A 20,076-nucleotide genomic window follows, 5' to 3' on the forward strand; every position below is an offset into this window, starting at 1 on the left:
AAGGGAGACTGAGCCCTGAGACTATATCTCGCTATTGCGATGATCTTTATTTCGCTGGCCATCCTGGAACTTGCGCGCCACGACATTGAGATAACACGGTTCAATGTCGGGCAAACGCCGGTCGCGCGCTATGCGGTAGCGGACGCCAAGGGCCCGGCGATCGTTGTTGCACATGGGTTCGCAGGCTCACAGCAGATGATGCAGGGCTATGCGCTGCCCCTCGCACGCGCGGGCTATCGCGTCTTTGTTTTTGAGTTTCTTGGCCATGGGCGTAACTCTACGCCAATGTCGGGCGATGTTTCGGCGGTGGATGGCACGACGCAGTTATTGATGGAACAGGTAGCAGACGTGATGAATGCCGTTGCGCCGGAGTCTGGTCCGGTCGCATTGATCGGACACTCGATGGCGACTGATATCTTGGTGCGTGTGGCTGCATCCCGTGACGATGTTGGTCCGCTTGTTTTGATATCGGCCTTTTCACAACAGGTTGATGACCGCGTGCCCGACGATCTGTTGCTTGTGGTCGGCGCATGGGAACCGAGGTTGCGCCGCTTTGCGGAGGACCGTTTGCAGATGGTCGATCCCGAAGCGAGGGCCGGGGACACGGCCACAAACGGCATCGTATTGCGGCGCTATGTTGTCGCGCCCTTTGCAGAGCACGTTTCGGTCTTGCAAAGTCGCACGGGTCGGCGCGAAACGCTGACATGGCTGGACCGCGCTTATGGGCGTACCTCCGACATCACCATATTGTCGACAGGATGGGCGATCCTTGGTCTGTTGGGTGGACTGGTGATGCTCTTTCGCCCGATATGTCGTCTGCTCCCGAAACGCGAGATACCTCATCAGTCACTGAGTCTCGGGCAAACTGCTCTTGTTCTGACGATACCGATGTTAGTCGCCCCGGTAATTGCGGTTACTCTGGATGTCGATGTCCTGCCCGTTCTGGTGGCTGATTACCTGGCGCTGCACATGCTCGTGTTTGGTGGTGTACAACTCGTATTGTTGCGGATGTGGCGTATCCCGGCAAGCTCCCTGGCCTGGCCTGCGCTCGGCGTGTTGTTGTTGGCCTGCGCCTTGTTCGGTTTTGCGCTGGATCGATACGCCGCGAATTTCTGGCCGACGGCTGAACGGTTCTGGATCATCGTCGCAATGATGATCGGGACGCTTCCCTATATGACAGCCGATGCTATTTTGACCGCCAATCAAACAGTTTTCAGACGGCTTTGGACACGCGCAAGTTTCCTCGCATCGCTTGGGATCGCTGTCGCGCTCGATTTCGAGGGATTGTTCTTTTTGATGCTGATTGCTCCCGTGCTGTTTCTTTTTTATGTCGTGTTCGGCGCGATGGGCCGGGACGCTTCAAATCGATCTGGGCCGCTGTCCTCCGGCCTGGCGCTGGGGATGGTATTGGCCTGGGCCCTTGGTGTCAGCTTTCCAATCTTTGAAGCATGATGGCACAATAGCTGTCATCCTTCGGCCACCCAAATGGCTGTGTCGCAGCGCGCCGAACCGAAGCTTCGCCGTGTCAGCAAAAGCGTTGAACGCATAAGCCCCACACAAAGCGGAGAAAGCAGTTTCGGCATGAATTTCCGATATCGGCGTCTAATGGGGCAAAGGCCGCAGATTTGCGGTAAATCGCGAAATTTGCGCCCCAAGGTTTCATATCGCTCTGGCACGGCACGCGCGCGCCAGCTCTGTCACCGTCGCTTGCAGATCGGCAAGACCAGCGGCGGCTGTTTCGGCAAGGACCGCCTCCATTTATTGATAATCGGCTGGAGAGTTCGCTTGGGCCAGAATTTGGGCGAGCCGATCGTTTTCAAGCAGGCCGCGTTCCAATAGAGACCGGCGCGAGAAAGAGAATTCCGGTTCTTCACCGCATTTGCGACAGCGTTGATATCGCTGGATTCCGGATAGATGTAGAGCGTCGTCGGGTTTCCCTCCACCAGTTCCAGAATGTCCTTGGACGCAGACTGTGACCAGGTTGTGCAACCGTTGCTGCGACCGCCGGTATAGTTCACCAATTTTCCGTAAGGGACATACCCTTCATTGTCGGCATGGGGGCTTTGGGGATTCTTGAAGCGACACTGCCACTTCAGGAAAACGGCTGGATGCCCACCGATGGCCCGCTCTCTTGCATTTGCTGTATCACCTTCGCCGTCAAACAACAGGAACGTGCGATAGAAAGGAATCCTTTTGCCCGATTGACGAAAGTAACCTTTGAACGACGTCCTGGTTTCGGCCGTTAGATAGGATCCCCCCGTTGTCAGCTTCGACCCTTCTGCATTGCTGAAATTTTTCGCACATTGGCGGCTGTTCGAGAAATTCGCGCGTTGCAGTTTGCGCCCGTTGCCGTAACCAGACGGAACCGCGCGGAACGATTTGCTTGCCTCGCAAATGATATAAAATCGACCTCCCGGTTTGCCATCCCGCGAGGTGCTTGGGCGCGTCGCATCCTTGGCAAGATAGCAGGGATTCGTGACCGCGCCCTGGCGTAGTTTTCGTTGATATAGCGCACGTGCCCTAGCCAGGACCACCGGGGCGATCTGGTTATCGCCTGTACCAACATGCTTTTGCAGCCAGGCAGGAATTTCCGAATTTTGTGGCGCCGCCTTAGCTGGTAGTGAACCCGACAAGGCAACAATGATCAGGGCCGCAACGGAGAGACGAAGTAAATTCAACAGCAACGGTCAAATCTCCTGCCAGACAAGCCTCACGACGCGCAAATCACAAGTCGCAGGGCAAAGGTGACCCCGCTGTGGCCCACAGTCAATAGCGGAGGTGGTCCGCCTCCTACATCCGAGTTTACCAGACAGACAACAACCACCTTACTGGCGGAATGCGAACCCTGGATTGCTTTAGTGAAATGACCGCCTGGGCGTTTGCCCGGCCTCGAATACGCTGCGGCATCTTGTTGACGCGCGCCGCATTGGTCAAATCCGCCGAAGGGGCGGGCGATGCTAGTCGAAAAAAGGTGTGACTTGCGCGACGATCACCGCGTTTTCGTCCAACGCACGCTGCATCAGTTCACGCTCTTCATCGCTGATCTCGTGCCCCTCGGACAAGCGTTCTTCCAACGTGCCATAGCCCGATACGTCCAGCGGGGCAGTGTCGGCCTGTTTCAGAATGGCGACAGTTTCGCGGACCGCCTCGGCCTCATCCACACCACTGGCATAGATCACGAGCGCCGCACCGGTGGCCTTATCGGCCAGCCCGTCGCCTTCCTTGCGCCCGATCTCGACCAGCAGGGTATAAACCTGTTGGGTACGCTTCTGTTTGGTCACCTGATGCTCCTGCTGGCAAGGTAATATTTCTGTCCGGTCGCGCCCGGCGTCAGCTTCGGATACGGCGCACGACCCAGATCAGCCCGCACGCGCCGGCAATGCCGACAATCAGTTGCGGCACGACACTGCTAGAGGCGTAGATGCCCAGCATCTGCAGGATCAGGTTCAGCACCACGGCGCCCACGATACCCAGCACGATGTTCGTCAGGATACCAGTATTTGCCTTCATCAGATTGCTGGCGATCCATCCAGCAATCCCTCCGACAATGATCGAGCCGATCAATCCAAGTCCCATTCACCTCTCCTTGCATCGTCCCAGGAAGGGACAATGCTAGCGGAGGATCAATCGCGGAGCAATTCATTGATCCCGGTTTTCGAACGGGTCTTTTCGTCCACGCGTTTCACGATCACGGCGCAATAAAGGCTGATGTCGTTCTTGGTGGGCATCGACCCGGCGACGACGACTGAATAGGGCGGCACCTCACCATAGAACACCTCGCCGGTTTCGCGGTCCACGATCTTGGTCGACTGGCCGATGAACACGCCCATGCCCAGGACCGAGCCTTCGCGGACGATACAGCCTTCGACCACCTCGGACCGCGCGCCGATAAAGCAATTGTCCTCGATGATCGTCGGCCCGGCCTGCATCGGTTCCAGCACGCCGCCAATACCGACGCCACCACTGAGGTGGACGTTCTTGCCGATCTGGGCGCAGCTGCCCACCGTGGCCCAGCCATCAACCATCGACCCCTCGTCGACATAGGCGCCGATATTCACGAAACTCGGCATCAGCACGACGCCCGGCGCGATATAGGCCGAGCGGCGCACGATCGATCCCGGCACGGCGCGGAACCCGGCAGCGCGCCATTGCGCCTCGTCCCAGCCATCGAATTTCGACGGCACCTTGTCCCACCAGCCGGCATTGTCCGGGCCGCCTTCGATGATGGCCATGTCGCGCAGACGGAAAGACAGCAGAACCGCCTTTTTCGCCCACTGGTTGACATGCCAGTCGCCATTCTCACGTCGCTCCGCCACCCGCAGACTGCCACTGTCCAGCGCCTGCAACGTGTCTTCGATCGCTTCCCGGGTCTCTCCGGTTGTGGCGGTCGTGATCGTGTCGCGCGTATCCCACGCGGCTTCGATGGCTTGTTCAAGCTGTGCATTCGACATGGCGGGCCTCCCTGGGGTCAACTATCGGTTCTTGCAATGGCCTATATGCCGCGCGCGTGCGATGCGCAATGCGACGCAGCATGCGATATTCGCGCCAGCAAAGACGCGTGAGGGCACGGGGGAGGGCGGGTGGGACGTGCCCGAACGCGTCTTTCACACTAGCGGATCAGGCGCGACATTCCCGCCACACAACAACACCGCAACCCTTTCACCGGGCGCCGGCCGATAGGCCCCCGACATCAGCGCCGCCAGCGCCGTGGCGCCCGCAGGTTCGACCAATTGCCGCAATTCCCGCCAAAGCCAGCGCTGCGCCGCTAGGATCGCCTCGTCGCTGACCAGAACCGATCCCACGCCCTGCGCCTGCGCCAGGCCAAAACAGATATCCCCGATCCGGCGCGCGCCCAGGGCATTCGCCGCCACGCCCGATACCTCGACATCCACAGGCCGCCCCGCATCAAGGGCGGCATGCAACGCACGGGATGTCTCAGGCTCGACCGCCACGATCCTGCGCCGACCACCCAGCCACGCCATCGCCCCGGCGATCAATCCGCCACCCCCGACGGCAATCAGCAGCGTGTCCGCCTCCAACCCTTGATCTTCCCATTCGGCCATGCAGGTCCCCTGCCCCGCCACCGTCGCGGGCGCATCATAGGCATGGACCTGCATCGCGCCGGCCGCGTCTTCAACCTCTCGCGCCATCGCCAGCGCGTTCGCATATTCGCCGGGCACCACGGTCAATTCCGCGCCCACCCGTTCGATCAGGGAAATCTTGGACGGGCCGGCCATTTCCGGCACGAAGATCCGCGCCGTGTGGCCCAGCTCATGCGCCGCGAAAGCCACTGCCGCACCGTGATTGCCGCCCGAGGCCGCCACCAAGCCGGCAGCCGGCACAGGTTGTGACAGCAGCGTGTTGAACGCGCCGCGGGCTTTGAAACTACCAGTATGCTGCATCTGCTCCAGCTTGAAAGCAACCGGCAGTTCCACACCCGGAACGGGCGCGTTGATTACTGGGGTGCACCGTACATGCCCCCGATTGCGCTGCGCCGCCGCCGCGATCTGATCTTTCCAATCCATTTCACGCCCCCGTCACTGGTCAAGTCCGATCCACTCCTATACGCCTTGTTAACCAGACCCAAGCAAGGATGTGCCGGATATGAAAGATGACCGCCGTAGCCAGTTCCGTGATGCCCATTCCGACCGTTCTTCGGCCGAACAGGTGCCTGACACGCCGCAAACTCGCGCGCCGGCCTATCGCCTTGCCTTCAACGACCTGGATTTCATGTGCCGGGACGAATTGCGCCCCGTCAGACTGCAGCTGGAACTGCTCAAGCCCGAGATGATCCTGAATGAACGCGGCATCCAAAGCACTGTGGTGCTGTTTGGCGGCGCCCGCATTCCGGAACCCGCCAAGAAATCCGAAGCACGCACCGAAACGCTGGCGGACCTGTCGCATTACTATGACGAGGCGCGGGAATTTTCCCGACTGATGACCGAAAAATCCATGTCGACCTATGGGCGCGAATACGTCGTGGCAACCGGCGGTGGCCCCGGCGTGATGGAGGCTGGAAACCGTGGCGCAGTCGACGCGGGCGGCAATTCCATCGGCCTCAATATCGTGCTGCCACATGAACAGGCCCCGAATGAATATGTCACGCCGGGGCTGTGCTTCAACTTCCACTATTTTGCGATCCGCAAGATGCATTTCCTGATGCGGGCCAAGGCGATCTGCGTTTTCCCCGGCGGCTTCGGCACTCTCGATGAAACCTTCGAAGCACTGACGCTGATCCAAACCGACCGGATGAACCGCGTCCCGTTCCTACTCTTCGGTGAGAAATTCTGGCGCTCGATCATCAACTGGGAAGCCCTGTCGGATGCAGGCACGATCTCACCCGAGGATCTGGACCTGTTCCGCTTTGTCGAAACCGCCCAGGAAGCGATGGAGATCATCGACAACTGGGAAGAAGAAAACGCCTAGGTCGTTTCCAGACAGTGCCGCCGGAATGCGCGTTTGAGCATGTCCAGTTCCTCGCGCAAAAGCGCCATTTCTGCGCGGATATCATAGCTGAGGGCGTCACCTGACATCAGCGCAAAACTGTCCAGCGTTTCACCGCTGCGTTTGTCGCTGATCAGAAAGGTCTGCACTCCGTCGGCAATCATCTGGACCGGGATCGGCACCCGCACCACCCACAGTTTTTCGTCGGGCTTTTCAGTCACCTGCACGCCCGGAACCTGATTTTGCAGATGCGTTACCTCGATTTCAGGCTGGTAGTTGCCTTCACCTTCATAAGTCAGCACGCCCTCCCAGACGCCTTCGAAAAGGCGGGTCTTGGTCAGTGTCAGCTCATTCATATCAGCCCCCTCAGAACTCGGCCCGTGGTCGCCGCCCGAAGGTCAGATCACGTAGGATTACCTGGCTCATCTGCGGGTTTTCAAAAATCAGGTCGATCCAGGCGCGTTCGATCCGTTTTTCGTTGAGCTGGCTATAGGCCAGATCAAATTCGACCATCACGTTTTCTTCGTGCAGCGGTAGTTCTCGTACCAGCTGTTCGGTGTTGGGCCCGTGCTTGATGTTGAGGCGCGCGAAGATTTCCAGCGGCTTTTCCATCTCGACGATCGTGTCCATGCGGATCAGATGGCGGCGGGTCAGCCGATCCACGGCTTCGAACGGCAGATCCAGCACCAGCGACAGGAACGAGCCGTCAAAGCTGAATACGTCCATGCGCAAACCGAAAGGCGCCAGATCGGCCTCGCGGCTGTTGCGAAGCTGGCGCAGGGTCAGTTCGGAATGTGCACAATCATGAAACAATGTCACCTCGTCGCCCAGCATGGATTTGCTTTCGACCGAGGACAGGCCGGGCGTGGCCAGCGGCTCGCGCCAGAGCGAGGGCCGCCACGACCAATCGGTGCCATGTGGTTTTGGAAACGCGTTCGAGCCGATCATCGGCAGGGCCAGGCGGTTCTCGGCAACCGAGACAACTTCGTTCAGCGAATACATCAGCTTGCGAGCGCGCGCACGCTCAGCTCGCAACAAGGAATGGCGCATTTTCGATGCGTCACGCGCAACGCGGCCCCATCGCCGCAGTTCGCGCCTGTGACGGGTCCAATCAAGTAATGCGCTGCGTAGTTTGATCATCGCGGATCCATCTTGCCCTGGTTCCGTTCCAGTCTGCCCTTGTAAGCTCTTCCATAGCATTAACCAGGAATTGGAAACAATCCATCCCATTCGACGGATTATGCAATCGGGCATCGATACAAGCCGGATTGCGACGTCGGATGAAGGGCGATCAAAAAGAAAGGGGGCCGTTGATCCGGCCCCTCAATCCGTCCTGCCTGGTGTCTTCAGTTGATGGTCTAGATGCTGAAATGCCAGTGCGTATTATTTGATTGCATCAGGTATAGGCGACGCCAAAGGAATCGGTCAACAGAAAGTGATTCGTTTGGCGTTTTTCTTTGGTTTTCAGCGGTGAAACTGGCCGCTACCCGTGTTCCCGCAGAATATGCCCAGCCAGATATAGCGAGCCACAGATCAGGATGCGGGCATGGGGCGTTTCAGCGACGATCCTTCTGGCTGCTTCCAGCGCTGTTTCGGCCGTGCTGGCCTGCATTCCGGCATCCCTTGCAGCTTTGGCTGTTTCATCGGCCGGCAGGGTGTTCGCCTCGCCCGGGATAGAAATCGCCGTAAGGCTGTCGGCGCGACGGGCCAGCGGTGTCAGATACCCCGAGATATCCTTGGTATTGAGCATGCCGCAGATCAGATGTGTGGGGCGCGATGGAAGGGTAGAAAGGTGCGTGCCAAGCGCCTGACCCGCCGCTGCGTTATGACCACCATCCAACCAGAGTTCGGCCTGAGGCGCGGCATCAATCAGCGGTCCGGTTTCCAGCTTTTGCATCCGGGCAGGCCATTGTGCCTTGGTCACGGCAGCCTCATAGGATCGCTCGCCCATATTCAGGTAGCGCAATACCGCCAGCGCGGCCCCGGCATTGTCGATCTGATGCGCACCCGGCAGGTTGGGCAACGGCAAGTCCAGCAATCCGGTCTCGTCCTGGAAAACCAGCCGACCGCGTTCCTGAAACACATGCCACTGCTGACCCTGGGCAATCAGCGGCGCGCCAAGGCGTTCTGCTTTGGCGTCGATCACCTCCATCGCCTCTTCCGATTGCGGACCGACAATGCACGGTACGCCACGTTTCAGGATGCCAGCCTTTTCCGCAGCGATCTTTGACAGTGTATCACCCAGAAACTGTTCGTGGTCGATCGAGACCGGGGTGATCACCGTCAGTGCAGGTTTGTCGAGCACGTTGGTCGCGTCCAGACGCCCCCCAAGCCCAACCTCAAGCAAAGTGAAATCTGCTTGTGTGCGGCTCATCGCCAGAATAGCGGCGCATGTGGTGATCTCAAAATAGGTGATCGTCTCGCCGCCATTGGCGGCATAGCATTCGTCCAGCACAGCGGTCAGATCGGGTTCGGAAATCAGCTCGCCCGCCAGCCGGATACGTTCGTGAAACCGTGCCAGGTGTGGCGAGGTATAAGCATGCACGCGCTTGTCCGCCGCCTCAAGCCCGGCGCGGATCATCGCCTGGGTCGAGCCCTTGCCGTTGGTCCCGGCCAGATGGATCACCGGCGGCAGCCTGTCCTGCGGGTTATCCAGCGCGGCCAGTAGGCGCCAGACCCGATCCAGCGTCAGGTCGATGATCTTGGGGTGCAGCGCCATCATCCGGTCAAGAATGACGTCCGATTGGGGCGCGGTCATTTTTTTGCGGGCTTTTCGGCCGTTTCCGTCTGGGTCTTGGTGTCGGGCGCTTCGGGGGCGGGCAGGTCGCCCTTGACCGCCGGGGGCAGCCCCAACAACATTCGCGTAATCGTGATCAGTTCGTTGCGCATCTGCGGACGCGGCGTGACGCGATCCAACATGCCGTGATCCAGAAGGTATTCGGCGCGCTGGAAACCTTCGGGCAGTTTCTCGCGGATCGTCTGTTCGATGACGCGCGGCCCGGCAAAGCAGATCAGCGCGTTGGGTTCAGCGATATGCACATCGCCCAGCATCGCATAGCTGGCGGTGACGCCCCCGGTGGTGGGATGGGTCAACACGACGATATAGGGCAGACCGGCCTCTTTCAGCATCTGCACGGCCACGGTGGTGCGCGGCATCTGCATCAGGCTCAGGATGCCTTCTTGCATGCGTGCGCCGCCCGCTGCGGAAAACAGGATCAGAGGGCGCTTCAGGCGCACGGCCTCTTCTGCCGCGGCGATGATCGCATTGCCCACATACATGCCCATGGACCCGGCCATAAAGCTGAAATCCTGCGCCGCTGCAACAATCGGCGTCCGGCCCATTTCGCCGGTGGCGACCAGCATCGCCTCGGCCTCGCCCGACGCTTTTTGCGCCGCCTTCATCCGGTCAGGGTATTTCTTCTGATCGCGAAACTGCAACGGATCAGCTTTCGGTGCGGGAACCTTCACCTCGGTAAAGATGCCGCCATCGAACAATGCCTTGAACCGGTTGCGTGGTGTGATTCCCATGTGATGTCCGCACCCGGTGCAGACAAACAGGTTTTCGCTGAGTTCACGGTGAAACAGCATGGTGCCGCATTCATCGCATTTGGACCAAAGGTTTTCGGGCATCTCACGGCGCGAAAAGATCGAATTGATCCGCGGGCGCACGTAGTTGGTGATCCAGTTCATCGGGGCAATGGTCCGTTGTTCATGTTGCCGTCCAGAAATAAGCGCGCCCGGCGGGAATTGCAATCAACGTCGCAGGGCCAGACGCGCAGTTAGCCAACTGCAAAGAAGTAACAAGAGGTCAATCGGTGCCCACGTGATCAACGCGTCTGAAGATGCTAGGGAAAACGGAAAAGTATAAAGCGCCAAGCCGTCAAATGCCCCTTCCGGCGCGGCAAAGGCAATAGCGCTGAAATTATTGACCATGTGCAGTGCAATGGCAGGCCCCAGCGTGCCTGAACGCGCGGTCAGGTCCGCTGCGGCCAGACCAAAGAACGTGGCCCAGAGCACGATGATCAGCGCATTCGTAGAAGGCAATGAAGAATCGTAATGCAGCAAACCAAACAGTAGGGACGGCACACCGATCCAGATCAGGGGGTGCCGGAACTGTGCCGCCAGCTGGCTTTGCAGATACCCGCGAAACGCCAGCTCCTCGGCCGATGTCTGGATCAGCAGGCCAAAAAGAGCGAGGGGTAGCAGACCAAGCCACCGACCAAAATCCAAATTTTCCGTCGGTGTCAGACCGTCCGGCAGGGGTAGAAAGGACGTCACCGCAAACAGCAGTACCAGGGCAAAGATCACCCGTCGAAACTGATATAGTGCCAGCGGTAGAGGCCCGATCAGGGACATCACCCCGCGTTGGTGCAAGATACGAAGCGAAACCGCCAATGCCACGCTCAGCAATGCGAAGAGACAAAGGCTTATTACAACGCCTCCGGGGGTGCGCGCGTTTTCCAATGTCGCTGTAAGGCTCGTGCTCAGCTCGTTCGGCAAAAGCGCAAACACCACCATCCAGAAAAAGTAGTTAAGCCCCCAGCAGACCAGAATGGTCAAAATCATTCCCGCCAGCAGCAAATGCAGGCTGGCCGAGGGCCGGGCGGGCGAAACCAAAATCTCATGAGGGTCATATCGCATGGACGCACACTAGGGGCCTCCAACAGGCGGTGCAATCCGATGGTACAGGGTTTACGCTTAGGAACCCGCTTGCCCAACAGCCCCTCGTGTCCTAGACCGTTGCTGATCAATTTCACGAGGCCTCGCCATGACCAAATTCGACAAAGCCAAGCTGCCCAGCCGCCATGTAACCGAAGGCCCCGCGCGAGCGCCGCACCGGTCGTACTACTATGCGATGGGCATGAGCGAGGAAGAAATTCACCAGCCGCTGGTAGGTGTCGCGACCTGCTGGAACGAGGCCGCACCTTGTAACATCGCACTTAACCGTCAGGCCCAATCGGTCAAAATGGGTGTGAAATACGCCAGCGGTACACCGCGTGAGTTCACTACCATCACCGTGACCGATGGGATCGCAATGGGCCATGAGGGAATGCGCAGCTCTCTTGCCAGTCGTGAAGCCATTGCCGACACGGTGGAACTGACCATGCGCGGCCATTGCTATGACGCATTGGTTGGTCTGGCCGGGTGCGACAAGTCGCTGCCAGGTATGATGATGGCGATGGTGCGTTTGAATGTGCCGTCGGTGTTTCTTTATGGTGGGTCGATCCTGCCGGGCCGCCTGGATGGTCGTGACGTGACCGTCCAGGACGTCTTCGAAGCGGTGGGCCAGAACCAGGCCGGGAACCTCAGTGAATGCGAACTGGAGAAGCTGGAAAAAGTGGCTTGCCCGTCGGCAGGTGCCTGCGGCGGCCAGTTTACCGCCAACACCATGGCCTGCGTTTCCGAGGCGATTGGACTTGCGCTGATGAACTCCTCCGGTGCGCCCGCACCTTACGAAAGCCGCGATCAATACGCTGAAGCTTCGGGCACAGCTGTAATGACGCTGCTCGAGAAAAACATCCGCGCCCGCGATGTGGTGACGTTGAAATCGCTGGAAAACGCTGCCCGCGTGGTGGCCTGCACCGGCGGGTCGACCAATGCCGGGCTGCACCTGCCCGCGATTGCCCACGAGGCGGGGATCGAGTTCTACCTCGACGATGTCTGCGATATCTTCAAGGACACGCCGTATTTTGTAGATCTCAAACCGGGTGGTCAGTTTGTGGCCAAGGACCTTTACGAAGTCGGTGGTGTGCCCGTGGTGATGAAGGAACTGCGCAAGGCGGGCCTGATCCACGAGGACTGCTTGACCGCCGATGGCATCACCATGGGTGAAGCACTGGACAAGATCACGCGCGAGGCCGATGGACGGGTAATCTATCCGGTTGATACACCGCTCAGCAAGACCGGTGGTGTTGTTGGGCTGAAGGGTAACCTGGCCCCTTCCGGTGCAATCGTCAAAGTGGCTGGCATGACCGAAGAACAGCAGGTCTTTACCGGCCCCGCCCGTGTGTTCGAATGCGAAGAAGATGCCTTTGCCGCCGTGCAGAAGCGCTCTTACGAAGAGGGCGAGGTAATCGTCATCCGCAATGAAGGCCCTGCCGGTGGCCCAGGCATGCGCGAAATGTTGGCGACAACGGCGGCGCTTTCCGGTCAGGGCATGGGTAAGAAAGTGGCTCTCATCACCGATGGTCGTTTCAGCGGCGCGACGCGAGGGTTCTGCGTGGGTCATGTCGGCCCCGAGGCTGCGCATGGCGGCCCGATTGCTTTGCTCCAGAACGGCGATGTGATCACCATCAACGCGATCACCGGAGAAATAAGTGTTGATTTGAGCAATGAGGAACTCGCCAAGCGTAAGGAAAACTGGGCGGGTCCACGTCAGACAATGTATGCCTCGGGCGCGCTGTGGAAATACGCCCAGCTTGTGGGCGAGACCTACAAGGGTGCGGTTACCCATCCCGGTGGTGGCGAAGAACGCCACGTTTACGCCGATATCTAACCTAGCACAGGCCCGACGGCGCGACTGTCGGGCCTATTCTTTTGCTGGGCGGTCGAAACGGTCGTTCATTGCATAAATAGGGTGGATAAATCCACGCATGCGGCCTGTTTCTTGGGTTGCAGCGCGCAGGTTTCACCCATTCTACGGATTACACTTCCCAGCGTTTCAACCTTTCAACTGCGCAATACTGAACACAAAAAAGAAAACCCCGGGCGTTTCCGACCCGGGGTTTATCTTTTGGATTGATGCGAGCTTACGCGTCAGTGAAGTTTCGCATCCACGTCTTCGATGGCGCTTTCGATCAGCTTGTTGGCGTCCGCCGCGGTCATTTGTTTGGCGATCACGTCCTTGGCCGCGCCAATCGCGATCTGAACAGCGCGGTCGCGCACTTCCTTCAGGGCCGCGGATTGGGCGGAGGCGATCTGATCTTCGGCGGCAGTCAGACGGCGCGCGATCGAAACCTTCAGATCTTCCTTGGCCTGCTCGGCCGCGACCTTCGCCTCTTCCTTGGCGTGGGCCACGATACGATCAGCCTGATCCTGCACTTCTTTCTGCTTGCGTTCATATCCCGCCAGCAGTGTCTGTGCTTCTTCACGCAGGGCGCGGGCTTCGTCCAGCTCGGCCTCAATCCCCTGGGCGCGTTTGTCCAGCATGCCACCAAGCAGCGATGGCACCTTGAGATAAAGCAGCACGCCCACGAACAGCAGGAATGCGATCAGCACCACGAAGTTGGTATTGGCCAGTGACAGGAACGGTCCCGAAGCCGCCAGCGCCGGGCTGGCGGTGGTCACGGCAGCGAGGGTTGCAATAGCGTAGCGCATGATCTTACCCCTTCATCCGTGCGGTGACAGCTGCGGTCACAGTCTTGGCGTCAGCCTTGCTACCCATCGACGCCACGATTTCCTTGGCGGTGTCCTTGGCGACGACCTTGACGCTATCCAGCGCCGAGGCGCGGATATCGGCAATGGCTTTTTCGCTTTCGGCGGATTTGGCAGCAATCTCGGCGTCAGCCTTGGCGATCGCCTCGTCCAGATCGCCCTGAATGTCGGCCTTGGCCTGGGCGACGATGTTCTGTGCCTCGGCACGGGCATCAGCCAGCGCCTTGTTATAGGCTTCTTCGGCCTCGACAGCCTTGGCTTTCAGGTCTTCGGCAGCAGCGAGATCATTGGTGATCGACCCCTGACGCTCGGCCAGGATTGACGCGATGCGCGGCAGGGCGATGCGCGACAGGATAAAGAAGATCACGACCAGAGCGACCAGTAACCAGAAGATCTGGTTGCCCATCCATTCGCCGCAAAGCTGTGGCATGCCGATGGCACCGCCATGCGAGTCAACGCACTTGCCGGCTTCTTCAAGCGAGAGCGGGCTTACGTGGCCGCCTTCTGCCGCTGTTGTTTCGGTTGCCATGTCGTCGTCCTCTCTTATGGAAACTTTCCAGTTACACCGGATGGAAGAGTTGCCCCCGCCATCCGGCCGTAAGGATCAGGTTCCGTAAGCTTAGACGGCGAACATCAGCAGAAGTGCAACGAGGAACGAGAAGATCCCCAGCGCTTCCGAGAACGCGATACCGATGAACATGGTTGCAGTCTGGCCACCGGCGGCTGACGGGTTGCGCAGGGCGCCCGACAGGAAGTTACCAACAACGTGGCCCACACCAACAGCAGCACCGCCCATGCCTGTACAGGCCAGACCAGCACCGATGTATGCACCCATTTGTACGACGTCACCTTCCATTTGATTTCTCCTTACGATGGAATTGAGTTGTTCTTTTTGTTCGGGTGGCGTGCGAAATCCGCACGCCAGATGTTTGTGTTACCCTTAGTGGCCACCCGGATGCAGCGCATCCTTCAGGTAAACGCAGGTCAGGATCGTGAAGACATAGGCCTGAATGAAGGCCACCAGCACCTCAAGTGCGTAGATCGCGGTGATCGCCAGGATCGACAATGGCGTGACCAAAAGGCCGATACCGGTCGAGATCATGACCATCGGCGCAAAGGCCGCAAAAACTTTGATCACCGCATGGCCGGCCATCATGTTACCGGCAAGACGGATCGAGTGGCTGACCGGACGCACGAAGTAAGAGATCACCTCGATCAGTGCCAGAATGGGTCGCAGCGGAAGCGGCGCAGAGCCAATCCAGAAGACACCCAGAAAACCCAGACCGTGCTTGAAGAACCCCATCAGCGTGACGGTCAGGAAGACTGCCATCGCCAGAACAGCGGTCACCGCAATGTGACTGGTGGTGGTGAAGGCGCCGGGCAGCAAACCCAGGAAATTCGAAAAGACGATAAAGATGAACAGCGTCATGATGTAGGGGAAATACGGCAACGCATCTTTACCCGCCACATCTTCGACCATCTTGCGGATGAAACCATAGCAGAGTTCCGCGATAGACTGAATCCGTGTCGGCACAACCGAGCGCCCCGAAGTGCCCAGAACCAGCAGCGCGATCACGCAAATCACGGTGATCGCCATCCACAGCGTTACGTTGGTGACGGTGAACAGGCCAACCGCGCCATCGCCAAAGAGCGGCTTGACGATAAACTGATCCATCGGATGGAAAACCAGTTCTGCGCCTTTTTCTGCGGCATCTTGCGATTCAGTCGCCATTTTTCATCCTCTCGTCGTCACCCGGTTCGGGTGTGGTCTCTTGCTTGTGCTGGATCTCCTGTGCGCTGCGCATCATCGTCTTGATGCCCGCCGCCAGACCCAGCAATGTAAAAATCACGAGGAAGATCGGAAGTGTCCCGAACAGGCTATCCAGCCCGAACCCCATGCCAAAGCCGATCAACAGACCGACCACTAATTCGATCACCATGCGCCAGGCCAGATGCGCCTGAGAATAGTGCGTTTCCTGATGGGGCTTCGGCGCATCCTTGGCCTTCAGCGCGTCGATCCTGGCTTCAAGCTGCGCCAGGCGCTCGCTTTGATCCGGATCTGTCACGCGGATTTACCCCCTTGAAACGGTTGCCCTTTGCTATGCGCGGCACCGCTATGAGTCAAGCGCAGGAAGTGAGCGGCCAGACAAGGTTTAAGCCACTGAAATAAAAAGATTTTACAGTCGGAAAAATCGAACCTGAAAATGCGGCCCCGCTCCGGAAAGGCGATTTCCTCGGATTTACGATATTCAACCATCTGGTTGATCTTTTGAGGTGCGATCCAAACCGCCTGACCAGAAAGCTGCGGCCCAGCGATCTTTTCTAGACACAAGGGCACAAGGCCGGATAAGCCTGTCCGGTCAAGTGTCAGGGTCGAGAAATGACAAAACAGCACGCAACGGCAATCATCCTGCTGGGGGCAACTTTCATGAGCTTTGTCGGCCTGCTGATGCGGTTGATCGACGGCGCGGACGGCTTTCAGATTTTGACCTATCGCTCCATCTCGCTGGCTGGAATGGTGGCCCTGGTGGCCTGTCTGCGGCGAAAAGTTTCGCTGCCACGGTTCCTTGGCAGCCTTGATCGCAACGACCTTTTTATGGGCATGGCGCTGTCGGTTGCGTTCACGGCCTACGTGTTCGCCATGCTCAATACGTCAGTGGCTTCGGCGCTGTTCATCCTGTCGGTCACACCGCTTTGTGCTGCGGTTCTGGCCTGGGTCTGGATCGGAGAGCGGCCCACCGGCACGACATTCATCTCGATGTTCCTGGCGGTCCTGGGGGTCGGCGTGATGGTGCAGGGCGGTGTTGATCTGGGCCGGACAACCGGCAATGTGATCGCTTTCGCATCAGCGCTGACATTCGCGCTGATGTTGACCCTGGCGCGTCGTTCTCGCAAGCCCGATGTGCTTGGTGGCACTTTTCTGGGTGGTGTGTTCTGCCTGATCATCGGGGGTGTCTGTTCGCTTGGTATAGGACAGGGGCTGCAGGTCTCTGTCTATGACTTCTGGCTTTGCCTGTTCATGGGCGGCTTCACCATCGGTATCGGCATCGCTTTTGTAACCTGGGGCACGCCTTATGTGCCTGCCGCCGAAGTCAGCCTGCTTGTCCTTCTGGAAAGCGTGTTGGGACCGATCTGGGTCTGGCTTTTCGTGAACGAAGCCATGACCCTGCCGGAAATGATCGGTGGTGCGATCGTGTTGCTTGCCGTTGCCATGCAGGCGGTGCTGGGGCGGCGCAGGCGCGGGCTGCAACCGCTGTAGTCAGCCCTGGTTTCGCACGACAAAAACCGAAACCGGCGCATGGGCCGCGACACGTCCAGCATGTGAGCTCACCAGATACTCGACCCATCCGGGTTGGTGGGACGCCATAACGATCAGATCGGCGCCGGTATCGTCAATCGCCTCCATCAATGTTCTGTCCACTTCAGCGCTTGGGTCGGGGACATCATAGACCTTGCTGTCGACATCAATGCCCTCAGCCTGCTCGATCTGCGCCGCATAAGCCGCCAGCAGCCGCCGGTATTCCTCGACCGAATGCGACACCATCCCGTTGATGCCCCCGGCAACGCTAATCAGGGTCAACCTTGATCCATGGCGCCGGGCCAGATCACCTGCGACCTTGATGGCTTTCGCCAGCTTCTCTTTGGCGGCCAGATCGAACGGCACCATGATATGTTTGAACATGTTCTCCCTCCTTGCATTTTCGTGTTCGCGACAAAGTAACAAAATAGAGGGTTCCAGCGTTTTGCGCCTTGTTCTGCGTCAATAGCTGCCGGGTTTCGCCCCGCCGCGACCAGATGGCAACGGGGCGAGTATTTCACACGATCATGAGACGAGGCGCTGCAATCCCGGCACGCGAGAAATGATCAGAAAATCAAGCAACATCACGGTCAATAGCGTGATCCCCGCCATTGGAAACGCCATCGAGACCAACAGCCCAACCAGAACCGCGCCTTTCCAGAACGGCATTGATGCGGGCAACGGCGGCGCTGCCAGACGTGCCGTCTTGGCTGGGCGGCGCATCCACCACATCACAACCGCACTGAGGCATAGGAAGATGACCGTCAGGCAAAACAGCGTGTTGGCCAGCACCGACCACAGGCCCAGCGTGCCCATATGCAGCGCTATGCCGACAGCCATTGCCTTGCCTGCCAGTGAATAATCCTCATAGCGGATATCGGCCAGCACCTTGCCGGTGTAGCGATCCACATGCACGGTTCGGTCCGATGTCGGATCAGGGCTGTCATTGCTCATGGAATCGCGGCTGAAAGTCCAGACACCGGTCTCACCCTGTGGCAGGCTAAGCTGATAACGTCCGGCAAAGCCGATTTCCCGCGCCAGCGCATCCATAGACGTAAGCGTCGGCGCCGGACCGGGAACAACTTCCGCACCTGCTTCGGTTGTCGTGCCCACAGCACCCGTATCAATCGCACCGTGCCCGGCATGCGGGTCGGATTCCGGCAGCGGTGTCAGTTCCAATGCCCAGGGCACCTCCTTGCGGCCACCGTTCAGGCTGGCATGGGTCTTGTCCGACAGCGGTGCATCCCATTTTTCAGCCGGAAACTGGCTCCAGGCCTGAGTGAGTTTTTCACCCCAGACGCCGGTCCAGGCCAGGCCCGAGACCAGAAAGAAGGCCAGAATGATCGAAATCCAGAATCCGCCCGCACCGTGGAGCGATTTCCACATGCTCCGGCCCCGTCCCAGTGTCGGGAACAGCGCTTGCCGCCAGTTGCCCTTGCGCGGCCACCACATATAAAGCCCAGTCGCGATCAGAACCATCCCCAACGATGCCGCAATCTCGATCATCCGGTCACCGGTCACGCCTAGCATCAGGTCACTGTGCAGATTGTCCATGAAGTCATACCAACCCGACCGGCGCGGATAGATTTGCAGCACCTCGGCGTCATAGGGGTTGATCGTCACCATGTTTGCATCGCCGGCCAGATCGACGCGGAACACCGCCGCCATGTCAGGACGATAAGGTGACATGTAGGTCTTGAGCTCGCCACCCGGCACGGCAGCAACCGCCACGTCTGCCAGCTGCGAAACCACCAGAACCTCTCCATCCGGCGTGACGGGAAAACGCTCGCCATCGCGACCATCCAGATAGGCCAGCCACAGCATGAACATGCCGGTCACGGCGAGCAGCATAAAAAACGGAATGATGTAAAGCCCGGCGTAGAAGTGCCAACGCCAGGCGGCTTTGTAAAACTTAGTATTATCCTGAGTGTCCGTCACATCCGCGGTGACAGCATTGCTATCGATCGAGACCATTGGTCCCCTCCATTATCTGATCTGTTGTCTGGGTTTTCGGGTCAGATCAGACCACGGGCGGAGCCCGCGCAGGATAATGCGAGGTGTCGTGTGAAATTTCAGCAAATCGCCCGGTGACCGGGCTAAGCGTTCCGAGCGCGACGGCGAAGAGTGCTGGCGTTTCCTGCGCCCCGGTCAAACACAAACCTTGACCCAACAGCCACCAACCACAGTCGGTTGAAGTATGTTCGCCTTCGATCGGCGTGCCGTTTTCATCGACAATGACGGTCATGGGGCCATTGCCGGTGCACAACACAACCTCCATGCCCTGTGCGCCGCGCGCGGCCATCGTCCCTTGCGGGAAAATCGACATGGTCAGCACAGGCAGCAGCAGTAATGCCGTCAGTAAATATCGCCGGAAATTTGTCTGGGCCGCCATCATCATGAGATGTCGCTACTGCAATCACAAACGCACGACCAGTGTTTTCTCAATTTTAGCGGGAAATTGGGATGGACCGCACGGTGGATTGAAAGATCAGGCAACAAACACGCCTGAAAATTCAGCAATTGACCTTGCCTTTGCATTGCCCGTACCACGGGGCCATGTCTGATCCGCTTGATACAGTCTTTGCCGCGCTTGCCGATCCGACGCGTCGCGCGATTCTGTCGATGCTACTTGAAGATGATATGGCCGTGACCGACGTGGCAGAGCCTTTCGAGATGTCATTGGCGGCGATTTCCAAACACCTTAATATTCTCAGCCGCGCGGGCCTGATCAGCCAGGAACGGCGCGGCAGGGTGAAATGGTGCAAACTGGAGCCTGATGCGATGAAAGATGCGTCCGTCTGGATGCAGGGTTTTGGTCAGTTCGAGCCAGTCAATCTGGATGCGTTTGAGCGGTTTCTGGCAGTTGAAAATCTGGCGGGCGGTTCAGACGACCCCCAGAAATAGCAATCCCAGCGCGACCATCAAAACAGTACTTTCAAGGCTAAGCATAAAAAATCCCC

23 protein-coding genes are annotated in these 20,076 nt (G+C 58.7%); 5 read left to right on the forward strand and 18 right to left on the reverse strand.

Going from position 1 to position 20,076, the window contains the following annotated elements:
- Positions 1-39: 39 nt before the first annotated feature.
- Positions 40-1,452 carry an alpha/beta fold hydrolase gene (locus Q1B27_RS07195; RefSeq protein ID WP_299845777.1) on the forward strand — a complete coding sequence of 471 codons (1,413 nt, stop codon included), beginning with the start codon at positions 40-42 and terminating at the stop codon, positions 1,450-1,452.
- Between the two features lie 245 nt (positions 1,453-1,697).
- On the opposite strand, the gene Q1B27_RS07200 is transcribed toward Q1B27_RS07195, so the two are convergent.
- The 5 genes from Q1B27_RS07200 to Q1B27_RS07220 all read right to left on the reverse strand — a co-directional run bounded on the left by Q1B27_RS07200 (position 1,698) and on the right by Q1B27_RS07220 (position 5,525).
- Complete coding sequence (locus Q1B27_RS07200) at positions 1,698-2,684, reverse strand: hypothetical protein (protein WP_299845779.1); 987 nt, start codon at positions 2,682-2,684, stop codon at positions 1,698-1,700.
- A 273-nt stretch (positions 2,685-2,957) separates the two neighbouring features.
- A complete protein-coding gene (locus tag Q1B27_RS07205) occupies positions 2,958-3,281 on the reverse strand; it encodes a hypothetical protein (RefSeq protein ID WP_299845782.1) in 324 nt (107 codons plus the stop codon).
- 49 nt (positions 3,282-3,330) lie between these two features.
- On the reverse strand, positions 3,331-3,576 hold the full coding sequence (locus Q1B27_RS07210) for a GlsB/YeaQ/YmgE family stress response membrane protein (protein ID WP_299845784.1): 246 nt from the start codon (positions 3,574-3,576) through the stop codon (positions 3,331-3,333).
- 47 nt (positions 3,577-3,623) lie between these two features.
- Complete coding sequence (gene dapD / locus Q1B27_RS07215) at positions 3,624-4,451, reverse strand: 2,3,4,5-tetrahydropyridine-2,6-dicarboxylate N-succinyltransferase (protein WP_299845787.1); 828 nt, start codon at positions 4,449-4,451, stop codon at positions 3,624-3,626.
- A gap of 153 nt (positions 4,452-4,604) precedes the next feature.
- Positions 4,605-5,525 carry a threonine/serine dehydratase gene (locus tag Q1B27_RS07220; RefSeq protein WP_299845789.1) on the reverse strand — a complete coding sequence of 307 codons (921 nt, stop codon included), beginning with the start codon at positions 5,523-5,525 and terminating at the stop codon, positions 4,605-4,607.
- A 79-nt stretch (positions 5,526-5,604) separates the two neighbouring features.
- Here Q1B27_RS07220 and Q1B27_RS07225 point away from each other — a divergent pair, with 79 nt between their 5' ends.
- Positions 5,605-6,426, forward strand: coding sequence for an LOG family protein (locus Q1B27_RS07225; RefSeq protein ID WP_299845792.1), 822 nt, complete (start codon positions 5,605-5,607; stop codon positions 6,424-6,426).
- Here Q1B27_RS07225 and Q1B27_RS07230 read toward each other — a convergent pair.
- The 5 genes from Q1B27_RS07230 to Q1B27_RS07250 form a co-directional block, all read right to left on the reverse strand.
- A complete protein-coding gene (locus Q1B27_RS07230; RefSeq protein WP_299845795.1) occupies positions 6,423-6,800 on the reverse strand; it encodes a hypothetical protein in 378 nt (125 codons plus the stop codon). The genes Q1B27_RS07225 and Q1B27_RS07230 overlap by 4 nt on opposite strands.
- 10 nt (positions 6,801-6,810) lie before the next feature.
- Positions 6,811-7,584 (reverse strand): DUF6478 family protein, encoded by a 774-nt coding sequence (locus Q1B27_RS07235; protein ID WP_299845798.1) that lies wholly within the window; start codon positions 7,582-7,584, stop codon positions 6,811-6,813.
- A 343-nt stretch (positions 7,585-7,927) separates the two neighbouring features.
- The gene (locus Q1B27_RS07240; RefSeq protein ID WP_299845801.1) at positions 7,928-9,202 is read right to left on the reverse strand and encodes a folylpolyglutamate synthase/dihydrofolate synthase family protein; all 1,275 of its coding nucleotides are present in this window, start codon (positions 9,200-9,202) and stop codon (positions 7,928-7,930) included.
- The gene (gene accD, locus Q1B27_RS07245) at positions 9,199-10,134 is read right to left on the reverse strand and encodes an acetyl-CoA carboxylase, carboxyltransferase subunit beta (protein ID WP_299845804.1); all 936 of its coding nucleotides are present in this window, start codon (positions 10,132-10,134) and stop codon (positions 9,199-9,201) included. Before accD ends, Q1B27_RS07240 begins: the two co-directional genes overlap by 4 nt.
- A 63-nt stretch (positions 10,135-10,197) precedes the next feature.
- A complete protein-coding gene (locus Q1B27_RS07250) occupies positions 10,198-11,085 on the reverse strand; it encodes a type II CAAX endopeptidase family protein (protein ID WP_299845807.1) in 888 nt (295 codons plus the stop codon).
- A 127-nt stretch (positions 11,086-11,212) separates the two neighbouring features.
- Between Q1B27_RS07250 and ilvD the strand changes: the two genes are divergently transcribed.
- Entirely contained in the window at positions 11,213-12,940 is a 1,728-nt protein-coding gene (gene ilvD, locus Q1B27_RS07255) for a dihydroxy-acid dehydratase (protein WP_299845810.1), read from the forward strand.
- A 260-nt stretch (positions 12,941-13,200) separates the two neighbouring features.
- Here the strand turns inward: ilvD and Q1B27_RS07260 are convergent, their stop codons facing one another.
- The 5 genes from Q1B27_RS07260 to Q1B27_RS07280 form a co-directional block, all read right to left on the reverse strand.
- Positions 13,201-13,761 carry a F0F1 ATP synthase subunit B gene (locus Q1B27_RS07260; RefSeq protein ID WP_299845813.1) on the reverse strand — a complete coding sequence of 187 codons (561 nt, stop codon included), beginning with the start codon at positions 13,759-13,761 and terminating at the stop codon, positions 13,201-13,203.
- Positions 13,762-13,765: 4 nt separating this feature from the next.
- Complete coding sequence (locus Q1B27_RS07265; RefSeq protein WP_299845815.1) at positions 13,766-14,347, reverse strand: F0F1 ATP synthase subunit B'; 582 nt, start codon at positions 14,345-14,347, stop codon at positions 13,766-13,768.
- Positions 14,348-14,437: 90 nt separating this feature from the next.
- The gene (locus Q1B27_RS07270; protein WP_085799500.1) at positions 14,438-14,674 is read right to left on the reverse strand and encodes a F0F1 ATP synthase subunit C; all 237 of its coding nucleotides are present in this window, start codon (positions 14,672-14,674) and stop codon (positions 14,438-14,440) included.
- Positions 14,675-14,758: 84 nt separating this feature from the next.
- Complete coding sequence (locus Q1B27_RS07275) at positions 14,759-15,550, reverse strand: F0F1 ATP synthase subunit A (protein ID WP_299845829.1); 792 nt, start codon at positions 15,548-15,550, stop codon at positions 14,759-14,761.
- Positions 15,540-15,884, reverse strand: a complete 345-nt coding sequence (locus Q1B27_RS07280) for an AtpZ/AtpI family protein (RefSeq protein ID WP_299845834.1) — start codon at positions 15,882-15,884, stop codon at positions 15,540-15,542. The genes Q1B27_RS07275 and Q1B27_RS07280 overlap by 11 nt, the downstream gene beginning before the upstream one ends.
- Positions 15,885-16,198: 314 nt before the next feature.
- Between Q1B27_RS07280 and Q1B27_RS07285 the strand changes: the two genes are divergently transcribed.
- Complete coding sequence (locus tag Q1B27_RS07285) at positions 16,199-17,077, forward strand: DMT family transporter (RefSeq protein ID WP_299845837.1); 879 nt, start codon at positions 16,199-16,201, stop codon at positions 17,075-17,077.
- Here the strand turns inward: Q1B27_RS07285 and Q1B27_RS07290 are convergent, their stop codons facing one another.
- The 3 genes from Q1B27_RS07290 to Q1B27_RS07300 form a co-directional block, all read right to left on the reverse strand.
- Positions 17,078-17,500, reverse strand: coding sequence for a universal stress protein (locus Q1B27_RS07290; protein ID WP_299845840.1), 423 nt, complete (start codon positions 17,498-17,500; stop codon positions 17,078-17,080). It abuts the gene before it with no gap.
- Positions 17,501-17,641: 141 nt separating this feature from the next.
- Positions 17,642-19,090, reverse strand: a complete 1,449-nt coding sequence (locus Q1B27_RS07295; protein ID WP_299845843.1) for a PepSY domain-containing protein — start codon at positions 19,088-19,090, stop codon at positions 17,642-17,644.
- A gap of 46 nt (positions 19,091-19,136) precedes the next feature.
- A complete protein-coding gene (locus Q1B27_RS07300; RefSeq protein WP_299845846.1) occupies positions 19,137-19,508 on the reverse strand; it encodes a DUF2946 family protein in 372 nt (123 codons plus the stop codon).
- A 164-nt stretch (positions 19,509-19,672) separates the two neighbouring features.
- Here Q1B27_RS07300 and Q1B27_RS07305 point away from each other — a divergent pair, with 164 nt between their 5' ends.
- Positions 19,673-20,020, forward strand: coding sequence for a metalloregulator ArsR/SmtB family transcription factor (locus Q1B27_RS07305; protein WP_299845849.1), 348 nt, complete (start codon positions 19,673-19,675; stop codon positions 20,018-20,020).
- Positions 20,021-20,076 lie beyond the last annotated feature (56 nt).

Origin of the sequence: uncultured Roseovarius sp. (assembly GCF_947489715.1) — a bacterium.
GTDB lineage: Bacteria > Pseudomonadota > Alphaproteobacteria > Rhodobacterales > Rhodobacteraceae > Roseovarius.